Source organism: Streptomyces chumphonensis, assembly GCF_014779715.1.
GTDB lineage: Bacteria > Actinomycetota > Actinomycetes > Streptomycetales > Streptomycetaceae > Streptomyces > Streptomyces chumphonensis.
This window is the reverse complement of record NZ_JACXYU010000001.1, coordinates 1156048-1174729: the sequence shown is the minus strand read 5'-3', so window position 1 is coordinate 1174729 and position 18682 is coordinate 1156048. Positions and strand designations below refer to the sequence as shown.

General features: G+C 71.9%; 22 protein-coding genes and 1 tRNA gene. 16 read left to right on the top strand and 7 right to left on the bottom strand.

The features are described 5' to 3' along the window. Positions 1–30: 30 nt before the first annotated feature. Both IF129_RS04965 and IF129_RS04960 read right to left on the bottom strand, forming a co-directional pair. A complete protein-coding gene (locus IF129_RS04965; protein WP_191208129.1) occupies positions 31–615 on the bottom strand; it encodes an isochorismatase family protein in 585 nt (194 codons plus the stop codon). A 139-nt stretch (positions 616–754) separates the two neighbouring features. After that, positions 755–2092, bottom strand: coding sequence for a nicotinate phosphoribosyltransferase (locus IF129_RS04960; RefSeq protein WP_191208128.1), 1338 nt, complete (start codon positions 2090–2092; stop codon positions 755–757). 120 nt (positions 2093–2212) lie between these two features. Here IF129_RS04960 and clpS point away from each other — a divergent pair, with 120 nt between their 5' ends. The 8 genes from clpS (at position 2213) to IF129_RS04925 (ending at position 8381) form a co-directional block, all read left to right on the top strand. Continuing rightward, on the top strand, positions 2213–2521 hold the full coding sequence (gene clpS / locus IF129_RS04955; protein ID WP_191208127.1) for an ATP-dependent Clp protease adapter ClpS: 309 nt from the start codon (positions 2213–2215) through the stop codon (positions 2519–2521). Continuing rightward, positions 2521–3114 (top strand): DUF2017 domain-containing protein, encoded by a 594-nt coding sequence (locus IF129_RS04950; protein WP_191208126.1) that lies wholly within the window; start codon positions 2521–2523, stop codon positions 3112–3114. The genes clpS and IF129_RS04950 overlap by 1 nt, the downstream gene beginning before the upstream one ends. Before the next feature lie 464 nt (positions 3115–3578). Next, positions 3579–5162 (top strand): alanine/glycine:cation symporter family protein, encoded by a 1584-nt coding sequence (locus IF129_RS04945; protein WP_191208125.1) that lies wholly within the window; start codon positions 3579–3581, stop codon positions 5160–5162. A gap of 310 nt (positions 5163–5472) precedes the next feature. Further along, on the top strand, positions 5473–5925 hold the full coding sequence (locus tag IF129_RS04940; protein ID WP_191208124.1) for a Mov34/MPN/PAD-1 family protein: 453 nt from the start codon (positions 5473–5475) through the stop codon (positions 5923–5925). A 76-nt stretch (positions 5926–6001) separates the two neighbouring features. Further along, positions 6002–6097 (top strand): putative leader peptide, encoded by a 96-nt coding sequence (locus IF129_RS26875; protein ID WP_318153546.1) that lies wholly within the window; start codon positions 6002–6004, stop codon positions 6095–6097. An 88-nt stretch (positions 6098–6185) separates the two neighbouring features. After that, positions 6186–6464 carry a MoaD/ThiS family protein gene (locus IF129_RS04935; protein ID WP_191208123.1) on the top strand — a complete coding sequence of 93 codons (279 nt, stop codon included), beginning with the start codon at positions 6186–6188 and terminating at the stop codon, positions 6462–6464. Beyond that, positions 6464–7414 carry a PLP-dependent cysteine synthase family protein gene (locus IF129_RS04930; protein WP_191208122.1) on the top strand — a complete coding sequence of 317 codons (951 nt, stop codon included), beginning with the start codon at positions 6464–6466 and terminating at the stop codon, positions 7412–7414. Before IF129_RS04935 ends, IF129_RS04930 begins: the two co-directional genes overlap by 1 nt. A gap of 211 nt (positions 7415–7625) precedes the next feature. Then, positions 7626–8381: an MBL fold metallo-hydrolase gene (locus IF129_RS04925; RefSeq protein ID WP_191208121.1), complete on the top strand. Its 756-nt coding sequence runs from the start codon at positions 7626–7628 to the stop codon at positions 8379–8381. Between the two features lie 45 nt (positions 8382–8426). Here the strand turns inward: IF129_RS04925 and IF129_RS04920 are convergent, their stop codons facing one another. Then, complete coding sequence (locus tag IF129_RS04920) at positions 8427–9671, bottom strand: PTS transporter subunit EIIC (protein WP_191208120.1); 1245 nt, start codon at positions 9669–9671, stop codon at positions 8427–8429. A 199-nt stretch (positions 9672–9870) separates the two neighbouring features. On the opposite strand from IF129_RS04920, the gene IF129_RS04915 reads away from it, so the two are divergent. From IF129_RS04915 to rdgB, 4 genes are all read left to right on the top strand, one after another. Beyond that, positions 9871–10104 (top strand): glucose PTS transporter subunit EIIB, encoded by a 234-nt coding sequence (locus tag IF129_RS04915; RefSeq protein ID WP_191208119.1) that lies wholly within the window; start codon positions 9871–9873, stop codon positions 10102–10104. 81 nt (positions 10105–10185) lie between these two features. Continuing rightward, positions 10186–10914, top strand: a complete 729-nt coding sequence (gene rph / locus IF129_RS04910) for a ribonuclease PH (protein ID WP_191208118.1) — start codon at positions 10186–10188, stop codon at positions 10912–10914. 133 nt (positions 10915–11047) lie between these two features. Then, entirely contained in the window at positions 11048–11422 is a 375-nt protein-coding gene (locus IF129_RS04905) for a hypothetical protein (protein ID WP_191208117.1), read from the top strand. A 4-nt stretch (positions 11423–11426) separates the two neighbouring features. Continuing rightward, the gene (gene rdgB, locus IF129_RS04900) at positions 11427–12038 is read left to right on the top strand and encodes an RdgB/HAM1 family non-canonical purine NTP pyrophosphatase (RefSeq protein WP_191208116.1); all 612 of its coding nucleotides are present in this window, start codon (positions 11427–11429) and stop codon (positions 12036–12038) included. Between the two features lie 53 nt (positions 12039–12091). Here rdgB and IF129_RS04895 read toward each other — a convergent pair. The 3 genes from IF129_RS04895 to bcp form a co-directional block, all read right to left on the bottom strand. Beyond that, positions 12092–12173 (bottom strand) — tRNA-Leu (locus IF129_RS04895). Further along, on the bottom strand, positions 12139–13302 hold the full coding sequence (locus IF129_RS04890) for an HNH endonuclease signature motif containing protein (protein ID WP_224754466.1): 1164 nt from the start codon (positions 13300–13302) through the stop codon (positions 12139–12141). The genes IF129_RS04895 and IF129_RS04890 overlap by 35 nt, the downstream gene beginning before the upstream one ends. 140 nt (positions 13303–13442) lie before the next feature. Then, positions 13443–13919 (bottom strand): thioredoxin-dependent thiol peroxidase, encoded by a 477-nt coding sequence (gene bcp, locus IF129_RS04885; RefSeq protein ID WP_191208115.1) that lies wholly within the window; start codon positions 13917–13919, stop codon positions 13443–13445. Between the two features lie 138 nt (positions 13920–14057). Between bcp and IF129_RS04880 the strand changes: the two genes are divergently transcribed. From IF129_RS04880 to IF129_RS04870, 3 genes are all read left to right on the top strand, one after another. After that, positions 14058–14372, top strand: a complete 315-nt coding sequence (locus IF129_RS04880; RefSeq protein WP_191208114.1) for a DUF3618 domain-containing protein — start codon at positions 14058–14060, stop codon at positions 14370–14372. 85 nt (positions 14373–14457) lie between these two features. Then, positions 14458–14760, top strand: coding sequence for a GroES family chaperonin (locus IF129_RS04875; protein ID WP_191208294.1), 303 nt, complete (start codon positions 14458–14460; stop codon positions 14758–14760). 147 nt (positions 14761–14907) lie between these two features. Further along, a complete protein-coding gene (locus tag IF129_RS04870) occupies positions 14908–15228 on the top strand; it encodes a DMT family transporter (RefSeq protein ID WP_191208113.1) in 321 nt (106 codons plus the stop codon). Between the two features lie 52 nt (positions 15229–15280). Here IF129_RS04870 and IF129_RS04865 read toward each other — a convergent pair whose 3' ends face one another. Further along, a complete protein-coding gene (locus tag IF129_RS04865) occupies positions 15281–17542 on the bottom strand; it encodes a transglycosylase domain-containing protein (RefSeq protein ID WP_191208112.1) in 2262 nt (753 codons plus the stop codon). 305 nt (positions 17543–17847) lie between these two features. On the opposite strand from IF129_RS04865, the gene IF129_RS04860 reads away from it, so the two are divergent. Then, positions 17848–18657: an ABC transporter permease gene (locus IF129_RS04860; RefSeq protein WP_191208111.1), complete on the top strand. Its 810-nt coding sequence runs from the start codon at positions 17848–17850 to the stop codon at positions 18655–18657. Positions 18658–18682 lie beyond the last annotated feature (25 nt).

Genomic DNA, 18682 nt, shown 5'->3' with positions numbered 1-18682 from the left:
CGCCGCCCGGTCCGCGGGGCGGGAGGGCCGTCAGCCGACGGGCGCGCCGGTCAGCGCGACGCCCGCCGCGCGGAGCTCGTCGGCCGCCGTGGCGGCCGTCGCGGGGGAGACCGCGGCCGTCAGGTTGAGGAGCACCCGGGTGCGGAAGCCCTCGCGGGCCGCGTCCAGGGCCGTGGCCCGGACGCAGTGGTCCGTGGCGATGCCGACGACGTCGACCTCCGTCACCTCCCGCTCCCGCAGCCAGCGCGCCAGCGGGACGCCGTGCTCGTCCGCGCCCTCGAAGCCGCTGTACGCCGCCGTGTGGTGGCCCTTGTCGAAGACGGCGTCGATCGCGCCCGAGGCGACCACCGGGGCGAAGTTGGGGTGGAACCCGACGCCCTCCGTCCCGGCGACGCAGTGGGCCGGCCAGGACCGCGCGTAGTCGGGGCGCTCCGAGAAGTGGTCCCCCGGGTCGATGTGGTGGTCCCGTGTGGCGACGACGTGCCGGTACCCGGCCGCGGAGTCCCCGACCAGGTCCGTGATGGCGGCGGCGACGGCCGCGCCGCCGTTCACGGCGAGGCTTCCGCCCTCGCAGAAGTCGTTCTGCACGTCGACGACGATCAGTGCCCGGTGCATGGTGCGGACCCTTCGAACGGTGTGCGGTGGAGTTGCGGACCGGTGACGGCCGGTACCAGCGAGCCTAGTGAGCGCGGGCCGGTTGCGGGAGGGCGGGCGGCGGGGTCGACGGGGTGCCGTCCCGGCGCACCGCCGTCCCTCAGGGCGTGACGTACTCGGTGGCGAGCACCGGGTCCCCCGCCGAGAGCTGGGTGGCCGAGAGCGGCAGGGCGGCGCGGGCCCTGCGGTGCCGGTCCCTGGGGACGTCCAGCGGCTCGCGCCCGATGACGCGGCCCCCGCGCACCAGCTCGACGCCGACCCGGTGCCCGGCCAGCTCGGGGGGCACCGGCCCGGTGCCGACCACCTCAGCCTCGGCGGTCCCGTCGGCGTCCGGCCGCCGCGCGGCCCACTTGGCGCCGCCGACCGACAGCTTGCCGCCCATCGACTTCTTGGCCACCGGGCGCAGCGGCGCGTCCGGCCGGTCGCCGTCGGCGCGGGCGACCAGCTTGTAGACCATCGAGCACGTGGGGTGGCCGCTGCCGGTCACGAGCCGGGTGCCCACACCGTAGGCGTCCACGGGCGCGGCGGCGAGCGAGGCGATGGCGTACTCGTCCAGGTCGGAGGTGACGATGATGCGCGTCCTGTCCGCCCCCAGCTCGTCGAGCTGCTGGCGCACGCGGTGGGCCAGCAGGAGCAGGTCCCCGGAGTCGATGCGGACCGCGCCCAGCTCGGGGCCGGCCACCTCGACGGCGGTGCGGACGGCGGTGGCGACGTCGTAGGTGTCGACCAGCAGCGTCGTCCCCCGGCCCATGGAGTCGACCTGGGCGACGAAGGCGTCCCGCTCGGTGTCGTGCAGGAGGGTGAAGGCGTGCGCGCTGGTGCCCACCGTGGGGATGCCGTAGCGGAATCCGGCGGCGAGGTCGGAGGTGGAGGAGAAGCCGCCGACGTAGGCGGCGCGGGCCGCGGCGACCGCCGAGAGCTCGTGCGTGCGGCGCGCGCCCATCTCCACCAGCGGCCGGTCCCCGGCGGCGACGGCCATCCGGGAGGCGGCGGCCGCGACGGCCGAGTCGTGGTTGAGGATCGACAGGATCACGGTCTCCAGCAGCACGCACTCGGCGAAGCCGCCCTCCACGCGCAGCACCGGCGAGCCGGGGAAGTACACCTCTCCCTCGGGGTAGCCCCGGATGTCCCCACGGAACCGGTAGTCGGCCAGCCAGCGCAGGGTGGGCTCGTCCACGACCCGCTGGGCGCGCAGGTACTCCAGCACGGGTTCCTCGAAGCGGAAGTTCTCGACGGCGTCGAGCACCCGTCCGGTGCCCGCGACGACGCCGTAGCGGCGCCCCTCGGGCAGCCTGCGGGTGAAGACCTCGAACACCGAGCGGCGGTGCGCGGTGCCCCCGCGCAGAGCCGCCTGCACCATCGTCAGCTCGTAGTGGTCGGTGAACAGCGCGGTCGAGGGCACGACGACCGGCAGAACCGGCTCTCCAGCAACGTCCATGCGGCGATGCTACCGCACATTTCGTCAGTGTGACGATATCGAGGTCCGCTCCCCGTTCCCCGGCGCGTATCGCCCCGTTGGCGCGGGGCGTTTGCGCACCCACCCCCGGGCGGTGGCAGCATGGAACCCGTGACCGTACCCCTGGAGATCGAACGGACCGAGGCGAGCGAGGCCGCCGAGGCGGTGCCCGAGCCCGACGTCCCCTGGGTGACGGTCGTGCACAACGACCCGGTCAACCTCATGAGCTACGTGACCTACGTCTTCCAGGCGTACTTCGGCTATCCGAAGGACACGGCGCACCGGCTCATGCTCGACGTCCACCACAAGGGCCGCGCGATCGTCTCCAGCGGGACGCGCGAGGAGATGGAGCGCGACGTGCAGGCGATGCACGGCTACGGCCTGTGGGCGACCCTCCAGCAGGAGCGCTGATGGCGGCCCAGTTCGAGCCCTCGCCCCGTGTGCGCGGAGGCGCCGTGATCGCGCTGGACGAGCTGGAGATCTCCATCCTGCGCAGTCTCACCGTGCAGCTGCTGGAGCTCATCGGCCCGGGCGACGAGCCCGAAGCCGACGACGACCCGCTGGCGGAGCTGTTCGCCGACGGGCCCAGCGAGCCGCCCAGCGACCCCGCGCTCGCCCGCCTCTTCCCGGACGCCTACACCGGACCGGGGGAGCGCCAGGACCGGGCGGCCCGCGAGGCGGGCGCCGAGTTCCGGCGCTTCACCGAGACCGAGCTGCGCTCCCGCAAGCGCGGCGACGGGCTGGCCGTCGTCCACGCGCTCGACACGCTGGAGCCGGCGGAGGGGTCGGGCGCCGCGGTCCTCACGCTCGCCCCCGCGGAGTCCCGGCGCTGGCTCGGCGCCCTCAACGACCTGCGTCTGACGATCGGGGCGCGGCTCGAGGTCGACGAGGACACCGACGACCTGTACCGGCTGCCCGACAGCGACCCGCGGAAACCGTTGGTGATGGCCTACCTCTGGCTCGGCGCGCTCCAGGAGTCCCTGATCGAGACCCTGCTGCCCTGAGCCGCCGCACCCACCGTCGCCGTCCCGAACGGCCCTGCCCGCGCGCCCGGTTGGGTCCGGGCCGGGCCCCGCGGTGCACCGTGCCGCTTTGTTCCCGGTCCGCGGTGTGAGCTTCACCGCCCGCAGCCGTACGGCGTACTACGATCACGTAACGTCACGGATTTCGGTCGATAATCGGCGTCCGGCACGTCACTCAGCGTTGTAAAAGGATGATTTGGGGTGGTTCATCCAGACTGTGATGCGGCCGTTATGTGGGCGTGTGATTCGTGTCACACGAAATCCGTAGCTCTCCGTGGTAGGAACAGCCAATCCGATATTTCCGCGGGGCTGACACCTGGGTGAATTTCGGAGGAGACTGCGTGGCGATCCGCTTTCGTACATGCGGTTGAACCCTTGCGTCGCAGCACCGGTAACCCCGCCGGTGGCCCCCCACTACCGTCCGCCGCACTAGGCAGAGGTTTTTCATGGCAAGCAGCGAAACGACGTGGACCGACTCGGTCGACGAAGCGGTAAACAACGTATTTGAGCCGGTCGCCACCTTCCTGGGCGACATCGTCTTCTACACCGTCAACATCTTCGGGACGGATTTCCCGCTCATCGTCGGCTGGCTCGTCGTCGCCGGTCTCGTCTTCTCGGCCTACTTCGGCCTCGCCCAGGTCCGGCACCTGAAGGTCGCCTACCGCCTGGTGCGCGGGAAGTACGACCAGAAGGACGCGCCCGGCGAGGTGAACCACTTCCAGGCGCTGACCTCGGCGGTGTCCGGAACGGTCGGCCTCGGCAACATCGCCGGTGTCGCCATCGCGATCTCCATCGGCGGCCCCGGCGCCACGTTCTGGATGATCCTCTGCGGCCTGCTCGGCATGGCCACCAAGTTCGTCGAGTGCACGCTCGGCGTGAAGTACCGCGAGTTCAACGCGGACGGCACCGTCAACGGCGGCCCGATGCTCTACCTCCGCAAGGGGCTCGCGGAGCGGGGCAAGGCCGGACTGGGCAAGGTGCTCGCCATCGGCGCCGCCGCCAGCCTCCTGTTCTTCACCTTCTTCGGCGGCAACCTCTTCCAGGTCAACCAGTCCCTGGAGCAGGTCGTCTCCGTCACCGGCGGCCAGGACGACAGCATCTTCGCCACCAGCGGCGGCGCGATCTTCTTCGGCCTCGTCCTCGCCGGCCTCGTCGCGCTGGTCCTCATCGGCGGCATGAAGAGCATCGGCGCGGTCACCAGCCGCCTGGTGCCGTCCATGGCGATCATCTACGTCATCGCCTGTCTGCTGGTCATCACCTTCAACATCACCGAGGTGCCCAGCGCGCTCGGCACCATCTTCACCGAGGCGTTCCAGCCCGAGGGTGTGGCCGGCGGTGTGATCGGTGCCCTGATCGTCGGCTTCCAGCGGGCCGCGTTCTCCAACGAGGCCGGCATCGGCTCCGCGCCGATCGCCCACTCCGCGGTGAAGACGAAGCGCCCCGCCACCGAGGGTCTCGTCGCGATGCTGGAGCCGTTCATCGACACGGTCATCATCTGCACCATGACCGCCCTGACCATCGTCATCGCGGGCGGCCCGCTCTACCAGCAGACCCGTGACGCGGCCATCAAGGGCGAGGAGTTCGACACGGGCACCGGCGCCGGTATCTCCATCACCTCCGACGCCTTCGACACCGCGCTGCCCTGGTTCCCCTACATCCTGACCGTCGCCGTGGTCCTGTTCGCCTTCTCCACGGTCATCACCTGGGGCTACTACGGCCTCAAGTGCTGGGGCTACCTGTTCGGTTACAGCAAGACCGGTGAGCTGGTCTACAAGGTCCTGTTCTCCATCATCATCGTCACCGGCGCGCTGCTCAGCCTGGGCACGCTGGTGTCGCTGGCCGACTCCACGCTCTTCATGGCGGCCCTCTTCAACATCCTGGGCCTCTACTTCCTCGCCCCCGTGGTGCGGAAGGAGCTGCGCAAGGTCCTCAACTACGTCCGCCGCCGCGACGCGGGCGAGTCCGAGGAGGAGATCGAGGCGGCCGAGGCCGCCGAGGAGGCCCAGGAGGCTTCCCTCCGCAAGGCGTGACGCGAATCCGACGCGCAGGCCCCACCGGCTCCGAAGCCGAGTGATCCGTGTGCCCCCGCCCCTCCCGGGTGGGGGCACACGGCGTTTCCGGTACCGCGTGCCCGGCCTCCATGTTATTGATTGCAGTAAGCATGTATTTCCGGGCCCGCCGGGTGGGCGGGGAAGAATTTCCGGACACCGCCGCATTTCCTCCGGCGGATTCGACCCCACGGGTCCATTTCGCCGGACCGGGCACCGTGCGGAAGGCCGCCGCCGAAGACGCCCACGGGGCCCGGAACTCCGTCGGGCGCCCGTGCGTATGCTCGTTCCCATGCTGACCATCACCCGAGAGCTGCACGACCGGATCGTGGCCCACGCCCGCGAGGACCACCCCGACGAGGCGTGCGGCGTCGTCGCCGGACCGGTGGGCCAGGGGCGCCCCGAGCGCTTCATCCCGATGCTCAACGCCGCCCGCTCGCCCACCTTCTACGAGTTCGACTCCACCGACCTGCTGAAGCTCTACCGGGAGATGGACGACCGGGACGAGGAACCCGTGGTCATCTACCACTCGCACACGGCGACCGAGGCGTACCCCTCCCGCACCGACATCGGCTACGCGAACGAGCCCGGCGCGCACTACGTGCTCGTCTCCACCGCCGAGTGCGGCAACGACGAGGGCCCCTTCTCCTTCCGCTCGTTCCGCATCGTGGACGGTGTGGTGACCGAGGAGGACGTCCGGATCGTCGACGCCTACGCCCCGGCGGCCCAGGTCACGGCGTCCTGAACGGTTCTGAGACGCCAACGTCCGCATCATGAAACGCCCGTCCGATCCCGGGATCGGGAATCGCTACGATGTGCCCATGGTTATCCACGACGTGAACACCGAGGCCCCGGGCTGCCTGCTCGTCGCGCGCCTGCACGTCGACCTGTGCCGCCTCTCCAGCGCCATGTGTTGAGGCCCGTCCGGCGCGTGCCCGCACCGCCGACGCGACACCTCCGTACGCCCTCGCGCCCCCGCACACTTCACCGACCAGGAGCACACCCATGGCCATCGAGGTCCGCATCCCGACCATCCTCCGCACCTACACCGACGGCCAGAAGGCCGTCGAGGGCAACGGAGGCACCCTCGCCGAGCTCTTCACCGACCTGGAGTCCCGCCACAACGGCATCCGGGAACGCCTGGTGGACGGCGGCGAGCTGCGCCGCTTCGTGAACGTCTACCTCAACGACGAGGACGTGCGCTTCCTGGACGGGATCAACACCGAGCTCGGCGACGGGGACAGCGTCACCATCCTCCCCGCCGTCGCCGGGGGCATGCGCTGATGCGCTACGACGCGCCGCTGGCCGCGGTGGGCAACACCCCGCTGGTGCGCCTGCCGCGGCTCTCGCCGTCCGAGGACGTCCGGATCTGGGCCAAGCTGGAGGACCGCAACCCCACGGGCTCCATCAAGGACCGCCCCGCCCTCCACATGATCGAGGAGGCGGAGAAGGACGGCCGCCTCACCCCGGGCTGCACCATCCTGGAACCCACCTCCGGCAACACCGGGATCTCGCTGGCCATGGCGGCCAAGCTCAAGGGCTACCGCATCGTCTGCGTGATGCCGGAGAACACCAGCGAGGAGCGCCGCGAGCTGCTGGCCATGTGGGGCGCCGAGATCATCTCCTCCCCCGCCGCCGGCGGATCGAACACCGCCGTCCGCGTCGCCAAGGAACTCGCCGGCGAACACCCCGACTGGGTGATGCTCTACCAGTACGGCAACCCCGGCAACGCGGGCGCCCACTACGCCACCACCGGCCCGGAGATCCTCACCGACCTCCCCTCGATCACGCACTTCGTCGCCGGCCTCGGCACCACCGGCACCCTCATGGGCGCCGGCCGCTACCTGCGCGAACACCGCCCGGACGTCCAGATCGTCGCCGCCGAGCCGCGCTACGACGACCTCGTCTACGGCCTGCGGAACCTGGACGAGGGCTTCGTCCCCGAGCTGTACGACGCCTCCGTCCTCACCTCCCGCTTCTCCGTCGGCTCCGAGGACGCCGTCACCCGCACCCGGGAGCTGCTGGCCCAGGAGGGGATCTTCGCCGGCGTCTCCACCGGGGCCGCCCTGCACGCGGCCATCGGCGTCGGCCGCAAGGCCGTCCGCGCCGGGGAGTCCGCCGACATCGTCTTCATCGTCGCCGACGGCGGGTGGAAGTACCTGTCCACCGGCATCTACACCGCCGCCTCCACCGAGGAGGCCGTCGCCCGGCTCCAGGGCCAGCTCTGGGCCTGACGACGCGGCCCCGGCCCTGCCGCCCCGGCGGCGCGCAGGGCCGCGGCCCCGGCGTCCGCGCTGGTCGAACCCCGTGCCGGACACCGGGCACGGACGTCACACTGACTGGTGATTCCGCGCACACATAGTGTCCCCGAGGAGCCGCCGGGGCCGACGGCCCTTACGCTCGGAAAACCCCCCTCTACCGGGCTGCGCGGAGGTTCCCACCCCTATGAAGCTCACCGTCGTCGGCTGCTCGGGCTCGTTCCCGTCCGCCGACTCCGCCTGCTCCAGCTACCTGGTGGAGGCCGACGGCTACCGCCTGTTGCTCGACATGGGCAACGGCGCCCTGGGAGAACTCCAGCGCCACTGCGGACTCTACGACCTCGACGCGATCATCCTCAGCCACCTGCACGCCGACCACTGCATCGACATGTGCGCCTACTTCGTCGTGCGCTACTTCCGCTTCGAGGGCGGACGCTGCGCCGCACTGCCCGTCTACGGCCCCGCCGGGACCGAGCAGCGGCTGACGGCCGCCCACGCGGACGTCCCGTCGGAGGGCGCGATGCGCGAGGTCTTCGACTTCCGGACGCTGACCGACGGCGGCGAGCTCGCACTCGGCCCGCTGCGCGTCCGCTCCGCACGGGTGGACCACCCCGTCGAGGCGTACGGATTCCGGATCGAGCACGGCGACGCGGTGCTCGCCTACTCCGGCGACACCGGCGAGACACCCGCCCTGGACGAGCTGGCCCGCGACGCCGACCTCTTCCTGTGCGAGGCGTCCTTCACACACGGCAAGGAGGACATCCCCGGCCTGCACCTCAACGGCCGCGAAGCCGGCGAGACGTCCCGGCGGGCCGGCGCGTCCCGACTGGTCCTCACCCACGTGCCGCCCTGGACGGACGCCCAGGTCAACCTCCGCGACGCCAAGACCGCCTTCGACGGACCCGTGGAACTGGCCCGCCCCGGCGCCACCTACGAGGTCTGAGACCCGGGCCCGCCGAGGCGGTCCGCCCGTCCGGCGCGGCTCCGCTCACGAGAGGTTCTCCCGCTCCATCGCGGCGATCTCCTCGTCCGACTCCCGACCCGGCGTCCTCAGGTCGAACTTGGTGATCACCACCCGGAACAGCACGTAGTAGACCACCGCGAAGACCAGCCCGACCGGGATGAGCAGCCACGGCTTCGTCGCCTCCCCGTAGTTCAGCAGGTAGTCGAAGAGGCCCGCCGAGAACGTGAAGCCCTCCCGGATGCCCAGCGCCCAGGTCACCGCCATCGAGACACCCGTCAGCAGCGCGTGGATGCCGTAGAGCGCGGGCGCCAGGTATACGAAGGAGAACTCGATCGGCTCCGTCACACCGGTCACGAACGACGTCAGCCCCAACGAGAACATCATCCCCGACACCGCCTTGCGACGCTCCGGCCGCGCGCAGTGCGCCATGGCCAGCGCCGCGGCCGGCAGGGCGAACATCATGATCGGGTAGAACCCCGTCATGAACATCCCCGCGTCCGGGTCCCCGGCCAGGAAGCGGAAGAAGTCGCCGTTGGCGGTCTCGCCCTCCTCGTCCGTGTACGCGCCGAACTGGTACCAGGCGAACGTGTTGATCAGCATGTGCATCCCGAACGGGATGAGCAGCCGGTTCATCACCCCGAAGATGCCCGACCCCCACGCGCCCAGATCCGACAGGCTCTCCGCCGCACCGTTCAGCCCGTTCCCGATCGGCGCCCAGCCGTAACCGAACACCACCGCCAGGACCAGCGCGATGAACGACATCAACACCGGCACGAAACGCCGCCCGCTGAAGAAGCCCAGCCACTCCGGCAACCGCGTGCGGTGGTAGCGCTCCCACACCTTCGCCGTGATCACCCCCAGCACCACCCCGCCCAGCACCCCCGGATTCACCGGGTCGCCGGTGACCTCGTCGGTGAACGCGCTCACCAGGGTGCTGCTGAACACCAGATACGCCACCACGGCCGCGAACGCCGTCGACCCGTCCGCCTTGCGGGCGAAACCGATCGCCACCCCCACGCAGAACAGGATCGCGATGTTGTCGATGATCCCGCCGCCCGCCCCGCTGAACACCGCCGCCAGCCGGTCCCAGCCGAGCCCCTCGTCACCCAGCACGTCCGGCTGGCCGATGCGCAGGATCAGCCCCGCCGCCGGAAGCGCGGCCACCGGAAGCTGCAGGCTGCGCCCCAGCTTCTGCAACGACCCCAGCGTCGCCTGCCGCCAGCCGCGCCGCGGCCTCGCGTCCTTCCGGGGGGTGGGCTCGGAGCTCATGGGCGCTCTCCCGGTTCGACCTGGCGGCGACGATGGGTGGAGCCCGGACGTGTCCCACGGACGGCGGGCGTCCGGCCCCGGAGCCGCTGCACGCCATCTTTCGGCACACATCACCCCAGCGCCCGCCAACCTGGGCCAACCGAGGGCCACTGTGGCAATCTGACGCATGGCGACCCCGCCGAGACACAGGAGAGCGCCCATGGCCACCAAGGCTGAGAAGATCGTCGCCGGGCTCGGCGGCATCAAGAACATCGAAGAGGTCGAGGGCTGCATCACCCGCCTCCGCACCGAGGTCATCGACTCCTCGCTGGTCGACGACGCCGCCCTCAAGAGCGCCGGCGCCCACGGCGTCGTCAAGATGGGCACCGCCGTCCAGGTCGTCATCGGAACCGACGCCGACCCCATCGCCGCCGAGATCGAGGACATGATGTAGCCGCACCGAACCCGGCCGCACCCCCACCCCGGGTTCCCCCTGCGGAACGGGCCTTCCGCATCTCCCACTAGGCTCGCCCCCATGTCTCGTATCGACGGCCGCACAGCCGAACAGCTCCGCCCCGTCACCATCCAGCGCAACTGGAGCAAGCACGCCGAAGGGTCCGTCCTCGTCTCCTTCGGCGACACCAAGGTCTTCTGCACCGCCAGCGTCACCGAGGGCGTGCCGCGCTGGCGCCGGGGCAGCGGCGAGGGCTGGGTCACCGCCGAGTACGCGATGCTGCCGCGCGCCACCAACACCCGCGGCGACCGCGAGGCCGTCCGGGGCAAGATCGGCGGCCGCACCCACGAGATCTCCCGCCTCATCGGCCGCTCCCTGCGCTCCGTCGTGGACTTCAAGGCGCTCGGCGAGAACACCATCGTCCTCGACTGCGACGTCCTCCAGGCCGACGGCGGCACCCGCACCGCCGCCATCACCGGCGCCTACGTCGCCCTGGCCGACGCCGTCGCCTGGTGCCACGAGCGCAAGCTCATCCGCGCCAAGGCCCAGCCCCTGACCGGCACCGTCGCCGCCATCAGCGTCGGCATCGTCGACGGCGTCCCGCTCACCGACCTCTGCTACGAGGAGGACGTCCGCGCCGAAACCGACATGAACGTCGTGTGCACCGGCGACGGCCGCTTCGTCGAGGTCCAGGGCACCGCCGAGGGCGAGCCCTTCTCCCGCGACGAACTCAACTCCCTCCTCGACCTCGCCGTCGCCGGCTGCGCCCAGCTCGACGGCGCCCAGCGCCAGGCCCTCGCCGCCCCGTAACACCCGGCAACCACCCGGGGCCCCCTCACGTCCAAGCCGGTACGGGCCGTACGCTGCACCCAGGATTCGCCGCGTACGGCCCGGCCGCCGGGCCGTACCCGGAGCGCATTCGTCACAAGGGAGAGGACCCGACGTGCGTCGCACCCTGCTCACCGTCGCCGCAGCCACCTTCGCGGCCACCGCAACTCTCGGCTGCAGCGCCGTCGAGAAGGCGATCAGCTGTGCCAACACCGCCGCCGCCGTGGCCCAGAGCGTCAACGACCTCCAGGACGCGATCGGCAACGCCGGCGAGGACCCCGTCGCCGCCGCCCAGGCACTCGACGCCATCGACAACGACCTGGACGAGATCGAGAAGAACACCGGCGACGCCGACGTCAACCAGGCCGTCGGAGACCTCCGCGACGCCGTCGACAACGTCCGCACCTCCCTCGACGACGGCCAGACGCCCGACCTCACCCCGATCGGCGACGCCACGGGCGAGCTGACCAACGTCTGCACCCCGGGCTGACCCCATGAGCCACACACCACGCCTGATCCTGGCCACCCGCAACGTCCACAAGGTCACCGAGCTGCGCGCCATCCTCGGCGCGGCCGACCTCACCGCCGACCTGACCGGCGCCGACGCCTACCCCGAGATCCCCGACGTCAAGGAGACCGGCGTCACCTTCGCCGAGAACGCCCTGCTGAAGGCGCACGCCCTCGCCCGCGCCACCGGCCTCCCCGCCGTCGCCGACGACTCCGGCCTCTGCGTGGACGTCCTCGGCGGCGCGCCCGGCATCTTCTCCGCCCGCTGGGCGGGCCGGCACGGCGACGACCGGGCCAACCTCGACCTGCTGTTGGCCCAGCTCTCCGACATCGACGAGGCGCACCGCGGCGCGCACTTCGCCTGCGCCGCCGCGCTCGCCCTCCCCGACGGCACGGAGCGGGTCGTCGAGGGGCGGCTGCGCGGCACCCTGCGCCACACCCCGTCCGGCGAGGGGGGCTTCGGCTACGACCCGGTCCTCCAGCCGGAGGGCGAGACGCGCACCTGTGCGGAGCTGACGCCCGACGAGAAGAACGCCATCAGCCACCGCGGCCGGGCGTTCCGCGCCCTCGTCCCCGTTCTCCGCGACGTCCTGAGCTGAGACGCCGACAGGCCCCTGACACCGTGCGTGTCAGGGGCCCCTGCGTGCTGGAGTGCGGCGGAAGGGATTCGAACCCTCAAGCCCTGTCGGGCCACAGGACCTAAACCTGCTGCGTCGCCGTTGCGCCACCGCCGCCGGTCACCGGCATCGTATCGCCTGCGGCGGCGACGCCCGGTCCGGGTGCCCGGGAGCGCACGACGGCCACACGTCCCGTGCTCCGGTTCCTGCCGCACCACGTAGCGGTGAGGGCATGGCAGTTGGGGCACAGGTACCGCAGGTTCTCGCGCCGGTTGTCGTGCCAGTCGCCGTTGACGTGGTCGATGTGCAGGGTCAGTGGTTCGCCCAGCCAGGAACCGCCGTTGCCGCATCGGCCGCAGGCGTACGCGACGCCCAGGGCGTCGAGCGCCCGGCGCAGCCTGCTCCGGTGGGTGCGTGAGCTGGTCGCGGGAGTGACCCGCAGAACGTCTTCGGGCCTCGCTCGTGCGGCCGGAGAAGCCGACGTGCGGGCACGCGGTCGACGGCGGAAATGGGAGGTGTCCCACCCGGCACGCGTGATGAGACGCCGCACCCTGCGCCAGTTCGCGTCCGTCTGCGGAAGCCCCAGGGCACGGACGACGGCCGCCACGCTCGTGTGCTCCGCCACGGCGGCCCGCACCCGTTCCTCGGGCAGCGCGGTGGGCGAGTGGCTGAAGTGCCGGACGTCGACGCCGCACCGGTCCAGGGTGCGGCGGAGCGCGGCACGTGTCGCCGCGTCGTCGGAGAGTCCGAGGGCACGTGCCAGGGCTCGGGTGCTCGTGCAGCGGGCGGCCTCCCGACGCAGCTCCGGCTCGGGAATCTGTACATGGAGCTCCGGGCGGTTCAGCCCGGGGAAGTGGCCGACATCGATCCCCGCCGAGTCGATGCGGCGACTGAGGTGCGAGAGCGTCCCGGTGGCGGGTCGGGCGCCCAGGGCGCACGCCACCTCGCGCAGGGAACGCGACCTGGCCACGGCTTCGGCGATCGCCGCGTCCGGGTACTTCCGCCAGGGGCTGCGGCGGGTGAAGTGCGCCGTGTCGAGACCGTACTCGGCCGCCTCGCGCCGGAGAGCGGTCCGCCCGGCCCGGTCGGGGGTCATGCCCAGCGCTCGCATGACCTCCGCCCAGTTCGACGACCGGGCGACCGCGTCGGCCAGGGCCCGGCGGGCGTGGGGCGGTCCGCCCGGCGGTGTACACCGAGCCCCGGTGGACGCCGCGGCCGTCCCGACATCGACGCCGTGCTCGGTCATCGGCACGTTCGACCCCCTGCGCTCGCCACCCCGTGTCCCGAAGCGCGGCGCGAACAGGCCGGCCGCCCTTCTGTTCGTTCAACGAACAGGGGAGCGGCCGGTTACGCCGGTCAGGGGGTGGGCTTCGGGGCCTCGTGGGGTCAGTCGGTGGGGATCTTGAGGTCCTTGAGGAGCTTGGCGACGTGGCCGGTGGCACGCACGTTGTACAGGGCCCGCTCCACGGCGCCCTGCTCGTCGACGACGATCGTCGAGCGGATGACGCCGGTCACCGTCCTGCCGTACATCTGCTTCTCCCCGAAGGCGCCGTACGCGGTGAGCGTCTCCTTCGACGGGTCGCCGACGAGCGTGACCTTGAGGTCCTCCTGCTCGCGGAACTTCGCGAGCTTCTCCGGCTTGTCCGGGGAGACGCCGATCACCTCGTAGCCGGCGTCCGCGAGGACGCCCAGGTTGTCGGTGAAGTCGCAGGCCTGCTTGGTGCAGCCGGGGGTGAGCGCGGCGGGGTAGAAGTAGACGATGACCTTGCGACCCGCGAAGTCGGCGAGGGAGACCTGCCGGCCGTCGGCGTCGGGGAGCGTGAAGGCGGGGGCGGTGTCGCCGGGCTGCAGGCGCTCGCTCATGGTGGCTCTCCTTGTCGTGATGCGTGCCCCCGAGCCTAGCCGCGCCGCAAACGGGGGTGTGGTGGGGCGCGGACGGGAGTGAGCTGACAGACTGTCCAGCAGTCATGACGTAAGCGACGGCTCGACGGAGGAGTTGCGGTGCCCGACAGGACCCCCGCGCAGATCGAGGCGGACATCGTCCGCCGACGGGAGCAGCTGGCCGCGACGCTGGACGAGATCGCGGTGCGGGTGCACCCGAAGACCATCGCGGACGGCGCCAGGGCCCGGGCGGCCGCCGCGGTGGACCGTACGGCGGGACGTGCCTACCTCGCGGCCAACCGCGCCGTGGGCTCGGTGCGGGACCAGCTGGTGACGGAGGACGGTGCGCCCCGCCTGGCACGGGTGGTGCCGTTGGCGCTGGTCACGGTCGCCGTGGCCGGTCTGTACCTCTCCTCGCGGCGCAGGCACCGCTGACGGAGCCCGGGCGCGGCGGCGTGGCGGCCTGGGATACGGTCGGCCCGTGAGCACGCACACGACCGACGACAAGCTGCCCATCCGGATGTTGCACGACCGGGTGCTGGTCCGTACCGACGTGCCCGAGGGGGAGCGCCGTTCCTCCGGGGGCATCGTGATCCCCGCGACGGCGGCGGTGGGCCGGCGGCTGGCCTGGGCGGAGGTCGTGGCCGTGGGCCAGAACGTGCGCACGGTCGAGCCGGGCGACCGGGTGCTGTACGACCCGGAGGAGCGCGCCGAGGTGGAGGTGCGCGGTGTCGCGTACCTGCTGATGCGCGAGCGGGACCTGCACGCGGTGGCGGCCGAGCGGCTGGCCGGGTCCGAGGACTCCACCGGGCTCTACCTGTGATGTCCGTCTTCGGGTAGGATGTCCGGAGTTCCGACGAGACGCGCCGTACCGGAACGCTCCGGGTGGGGGACGTGAGGACGTACCGCCCCGGGTGAAGGCAAAGACGACGCACCTGATGAGTGATCCCTCACGGAAGGTGTGTGCGTCATGGCGTGGGTTCTGCTGGTGGTGGCCGGTCTGCTGGAGGTCGGCTGGGCCGTCGGGCTGCCCTACACCGAAGGTTTCACGCGGCTGTGGCCGAGTGTCTTCACGGTCCTGGGTTTCGCGGCGAGCATGCTGCTCCTCGCACAGGCGGCCAGGACGCTGCCGATCGGTACGGCCTACGGCGTCTGGGTCGGCATCGGTGCCGCCGGTGCCGCGATCGTCGGGATGGCCGTCCTGGGTGAGCCGGTGACGGCGGCCCGGATCTTCTTCATCTCGCTGCTGCTCGTCGCCGTGGTCGGCCTCAAGGCGACGTCGGGCCACTGAGGCCGAGGGGCCGGTGTCGCCAGCGGGTCGCCGGCCCCCGCCCGCCGTCGGGCTAGCCGTCGGATTCCGCTCCGTCGGCCGCGTCACCCGGGCCGTCACCACTGCTGGCGCCGCCGCCGTCGCCCGTGCCGTCGGGTGAGCCGTCGCCCCGCACCGCCGTGGGGCCCGTGTCCGACGGCTCGCCGCCGTCCTCCCCGTCGTCGCCGCCGTCCTCCTCGGGGCTGCCGGACGCGCCGTCGCTGGGCAGCGGGGAGGGCTTGGGCACCTTCGGCGACAGCTCGAAGGCGCGGACCGGTTCCCCGGCCAGGGCGGCCGCGGTGTACTGGCCCCAGATGCGGGCCGGGAAGCCGCTGCCGCTGATCTTGGCCAGCCCGGCCGCGCCGTGCAGGGCCTTCTGGGCGCCGGTCTCGGGGTCCTGGCCCATGACGGCGACGACGGTGGCGAGCTCGGGCGTGTAGCCGGCGAACCAGGCGGCGCGGTCCTTCTCCGCGGTCCCGGTCTTCCCGGCGGCCGGCCGGCCGGCGCTCTGCGCGGCGGTGCCGGTGCCGCCCTCGACGACGCCCCGGAGCAGCGCGGTGGCGGCGTCGGCGGCCACCCGGGGGACGGCCTGTACGCCGTCGACCTCGGGGACCTTGATCTCCTCCTTGCCCCGGGTGACCTCGGTCACCAGCCGGTGGTCGACGCGTTCGCCGTGGTGGGCGAGGGTGGCGTAGGCCTGTGCGAGGTGGAGGGTGCTGGGGGTGGCCGTGCCCAGGGAGATGGACGCGCCGGCGTCGCGCAGGGCGGGGGTGTCCTCGGGGATGCCGGCGTTGACGAGCGTCTCGCGGACGTTGTCGGGCCCGACGTCCACCCCCATCTGGGCGAAGACGGCGTTGACGGACTGGTCCATGGCCTCGCTGACGGGGATGTCGTCGAAGGACCGGTCGCCCTCGTTCTGCGGGTTGTAGCCGATGGCGTGGCCGTCGTTGACGACCTCGCGCTTGCTCGTGCCGTCGTAGACGCTGCTCGGGCCGATGGCCTCGCCCTTCTGCGTGCGGGACTTGTTGGCGATGGCGGAGGCGTAGACGAACGGCTTGAAGGTGGAGGCGGCCTGGTAGTCGGTGCGGGTGGCGTTGTTGGTGTACTGCTCGGTGTAGTCCACTCCGCCGTACATGGCGACGACGTCGCCGGTGGCCACCTCGATGGACGTGCCGCCCGCGCGCACGTAGGCGTCCACCTCGCGGTCCTCGCTCAGGTTGCTCTGCAACTGCTCCTCGACGGCCTGCACGAGGGCTTCCTGCCGGTCCTTGTCGAGGGTGGTGGTGATGCGGAAGCCGCCGCCGGAGAGCCGCGACGTGCTGACGATGCCGTGGCTGTCGAGGTAGTCCCGCACGGCTTCCAGCAGGTAGCCGCGCTGGCCGGAGAGCGCCATGGGCGGTTCGATCGCGCGCGGCGTGGGGAACTCCATGGCGGCCCGCCGGGACTCGGTCAGCCAGCCCTCGCCGACCATGCCGTCGAGCACGTAGTTCCAGCGGGCGACGGCCCGCGGCTCGTTGTCGGGGTTGGCGATGACGTCGTAGCGGCTGGGGGAGTTGACGAGCGCCGCGAGGTAGGCGCCCTCGGCGGTGGTGAGGTCGCTCGCGTCCTTGTCGTAGTAGGCGTGGGCGGCGGCCTGGATGCCGTAGGCGTTGCGGCCGAAGTAGCTGGTGTTGAGGTATCCGGCGAGGATGTCGCTCTTGCCGACCTCCTGGTCCAGCTTCATCGCGATGATGAACTCCTCCGCCTTGCGGGTGAGCGTCCGTTCCTGCGAGAGGTAGTAGTTCTTGACGTACTGCTGCGTGATGGTGGAGCCGGACTGGGTGCCCTCGCCGCGCAGCATGTTCCAGCCGGCCCGGACCATGGCCGTCGGGTCGACGCCCGACTCGTGGTAGAAGTCGCGGTCCTCGGCGGCCAGCATGGCGTGCTGGGTGTCCTTCGGCACCTGGGCCAGCGTCACGTTCTCCCGGTTCACGTCGCCGTCCTTGGCGAGCAGTGTGCCGTCGGAGTAGAGGTAGACGTTGCTCTGCGCGGTGGCGGCGCGGTTGGGCTCGGGGATCGGCACGAGCAGGTACCCGAGGACGAGGGCCCCCGCGGCGAGCACCACGGAGACCAGGAAGGCGCCCACGAGCATGCGCCAGGTGGGGAGGAGGCGCCGCCACCCGGTGCGCCGTCGGGTGCGGCGCTCCCCGGACGCGGTGGGGGCGGCGGCCTCGTCGGCCGGGCCCGTGCCGTGCGCGGGGCCCGGGGCGTCGTCGCCGGGGGTCGCGTCGTCGCCGCGTGTCGGCTCGTCACTCATCTGTCCGCAGACTCCTCGTCCGGCGTCTCGTTCCGCAGGGCAGACCTGCCCGAGGGTTTCGGGATCTTCTTCCCATAGCACTCAAACACGCAGCAAACGTCATCACCCCCCAGGACACTCCAGCATCCCGGCGAACCGGTCCCCGGGCGGCGTGGCGTCCGGTGGAAAACCGGTGGCCCGCCGCCCGGGCCCGCCGCTAGGCTCCCCCAGCCGCGCCACCGATCCGGCGCGTTCACACCACCGCCACCGCCACCGACGGGCTTCCGTCGGCCCGTGGCCGGACGACGCCGAAGGGGACCCGGACGATGCATGCCGCGCGGCTCGCCCTCGTGGTGGCCGTCGGCAGCTTCCGCCGGTACGCCACCTACCGCGTCGCCACCGTCGCCGGGGTGGTCACCAACACGGCCTTCGGCTTCATCCTGGCCTTCACCTTCACCGCGCTGTGGAGCGAGCGCCCCCGGCTGGGCGGCTACGACCTGCCGCAGGCCCTCGCCTTCGTGTGGATCGGGCAGGCCCTGCTCGCCGCCACCGCGCTGATGGGCGGCGGGGCCGAGAACGAGTTGCAGGGCCGGATCCGCAGCGGTGACGTGGCGGTGGACCTCTACCGGCCCGCCGACCTCCAGCTGTGGTGGCTGGCCGCCGACCTCGGGCGGGCGGCGTTCCAGCTGCTGGGCCGGGGCGTGGTCCCCCTGGCCGTCGGGGCGCTGGCGTTCCCGCTGGCGCTGCCGACGACGCCGCTGCCGTGGCTGCTGTTCCTGACGTCGGTGACGCTCGGCGTGGTGGTGGGGTTCGCGCTGCGGTACCTGGTGGTGCTCACGTCGTTCTGGCTGCTGGACGGCAGCGGGGTGAGCGCGATGAGCGGGCTGCTCGGCGTCTTCTTCTCCGGCATGCTGCTGCCGCTGACGCTCTTCCCCGGCGCGTTCGGGGAGACGGTGCGGCTGCTGCCGTGGTCGTCGATGCTCCAGGTCCCGGCCGACGTGCTGCTGGAGGTGCGGCAGGGTCCGGACGCGGCGCGGGCGCTGGGCTTCCAGGCGCTGTGGGCGCTCGCGCTGCTGGGCGCCGGGCGGCTCCTCCAGCGCGTGGCGATCCGCCGGGTGGTGGTGCAGGGTGGTTGACGGAGCGCGGGCCTACGGGCTGATC

Bases quoted from the DNA above. Each gene is read 5' to 3' on its own strand.
- bcp (WP_191208115.1), bottom strand. From the start codon at position 13,919: ATGAGCGAGCGCCTGCAGCCCGGCGACACCGCCCCCGCCTTCACGCTC.
- IF129_RS04940 (WP_191208124.1), top strand. From the start codon at position 5,473: ATGCTGACCATCACCCGAGAGCTGCACGACCGGATCGTGGCCCACGCC.
- rph (WP_191208118.1), top strand. From the start codon at position 10,186: ATGTCTCGTATCGACGGCCGCACAGCCGAACAGCTCCGCCCCGTCACC.
- IF129_RS04925 (WP_191208121.1), top strand. From the start codon at position 7,626: ATGAAGCTCACCGTCGTCGGCTGCTCGGGCTCGTTCCCGTCCGCCGAC.
- IF129_RS04920 (WP_191208120.1), bottom strand. From the start codon at position 9,671: ATGAGCTCCGAGCCCACCCCCCGGAAGGACGCGAGGCCGCGGCGCGGC.
- IF129_RS04945 (WP_191208125.1), top strand. From the start codon at position 3,579: ATGGCAAGCAGCGAAACGACGTGGACCGACTCGGTCGACGAAGCGGTA.
- IF129_RS04935 (WP_191208123.1), top strand. From the start codon at position 6,186: ATGGCCATCGAGGTCCGCATCCCGACCATCCTCCGCACCTACACCGAC.
- IF129_RS26875 (WP_318153546.1), top strand. From the start codon at position 6,002: ATGGTTATCCACGACGTGAACACCGAGGCCCCGGGCTGCCTGCTCGTC.
- IF129_RS04930 (WP_191208122.1), top strand. From the start codon at position 6,464: ATGCGCTACGACGCGCCGCTGGCCGCGGTGGGCAACACCCCGCTGGTG.
- IF129_RS04890 (WP_224754466.1), bottom strand. From the start codon at position 13,302: ATGACCGAGCACGGCGTCGATGTCGGGACGGCCGCGGCGTCCACCGGG.
- clpS (WP_191208127.1), top strand. From the start codon at position 2,213: ATGGAACCCGTGACCGTACCCCTGGAGATCGAACGGACCGAGGCGAGC.
- IF129_RS04960 (WP_191208128.1), bottom strand. From the start codon at position 2,092: ATGGACGTTGCTGGAGAGCCGGTTCTGCCGGTCGTCGTGCCCTCGACC.
- IF129_RS04875 (WP_191208294.1), top strand. From the start codon at position 14,458: ATGTTGCACGACCGGGTGCTGGTCCGTACCGACGTGCCCGAGGGGGAG.
- IF129_RS04950 (WP_191208126.1), top strand. From the start codon at position 2,521: ATGGCGGCCCAGTTCGAGCCCTCGCCCCGTGTGCGCGGAGGCGCCGTG.
- IF129_RS04965 (WP_191208129.1), bottom strand. From the start codon at position 615: ATGCACCGGGCACTGATCGTCGTCGACGTGCAGAACGACTTCTGCGAG.
- IF129_RS04860 (WP_191208111.1), top strand. From the start codon at position 17,848: ATGCATGCCGCGCGGCTCGCCCTCGTGGTGGCCGTCGGCAGCTTCCGC.
- IF129_RS04865 (WP_191208112.1), bottom strand. From the start codon at position 17,542: ATGAGTGACGAGCCGACACGCGGCGACGACGCGACCCCCGGCGACGAC.
- rdgB (WP_191208116.1), top strand. From the start codon at position 11,427: ATGAGCCACACACCACGCCTGATCCTGGCCACCCGCAACGTCCACAAG.
- IF129_RS04870 (WP_191208113.1), top strand. From the start codon at position 14,908: ATGGCGTGGGTTCTGCTGGTGGTGGCCGGTCTGCTGGAGGTCGGCTGG.
- IF129_RS04915 (WP_191208119.1), top strand. From the start codon at position 9,871: ATGGCCACCAAGGCTGAGAAGATCGTCGCCGGGCTCGGCGGCATCAAG.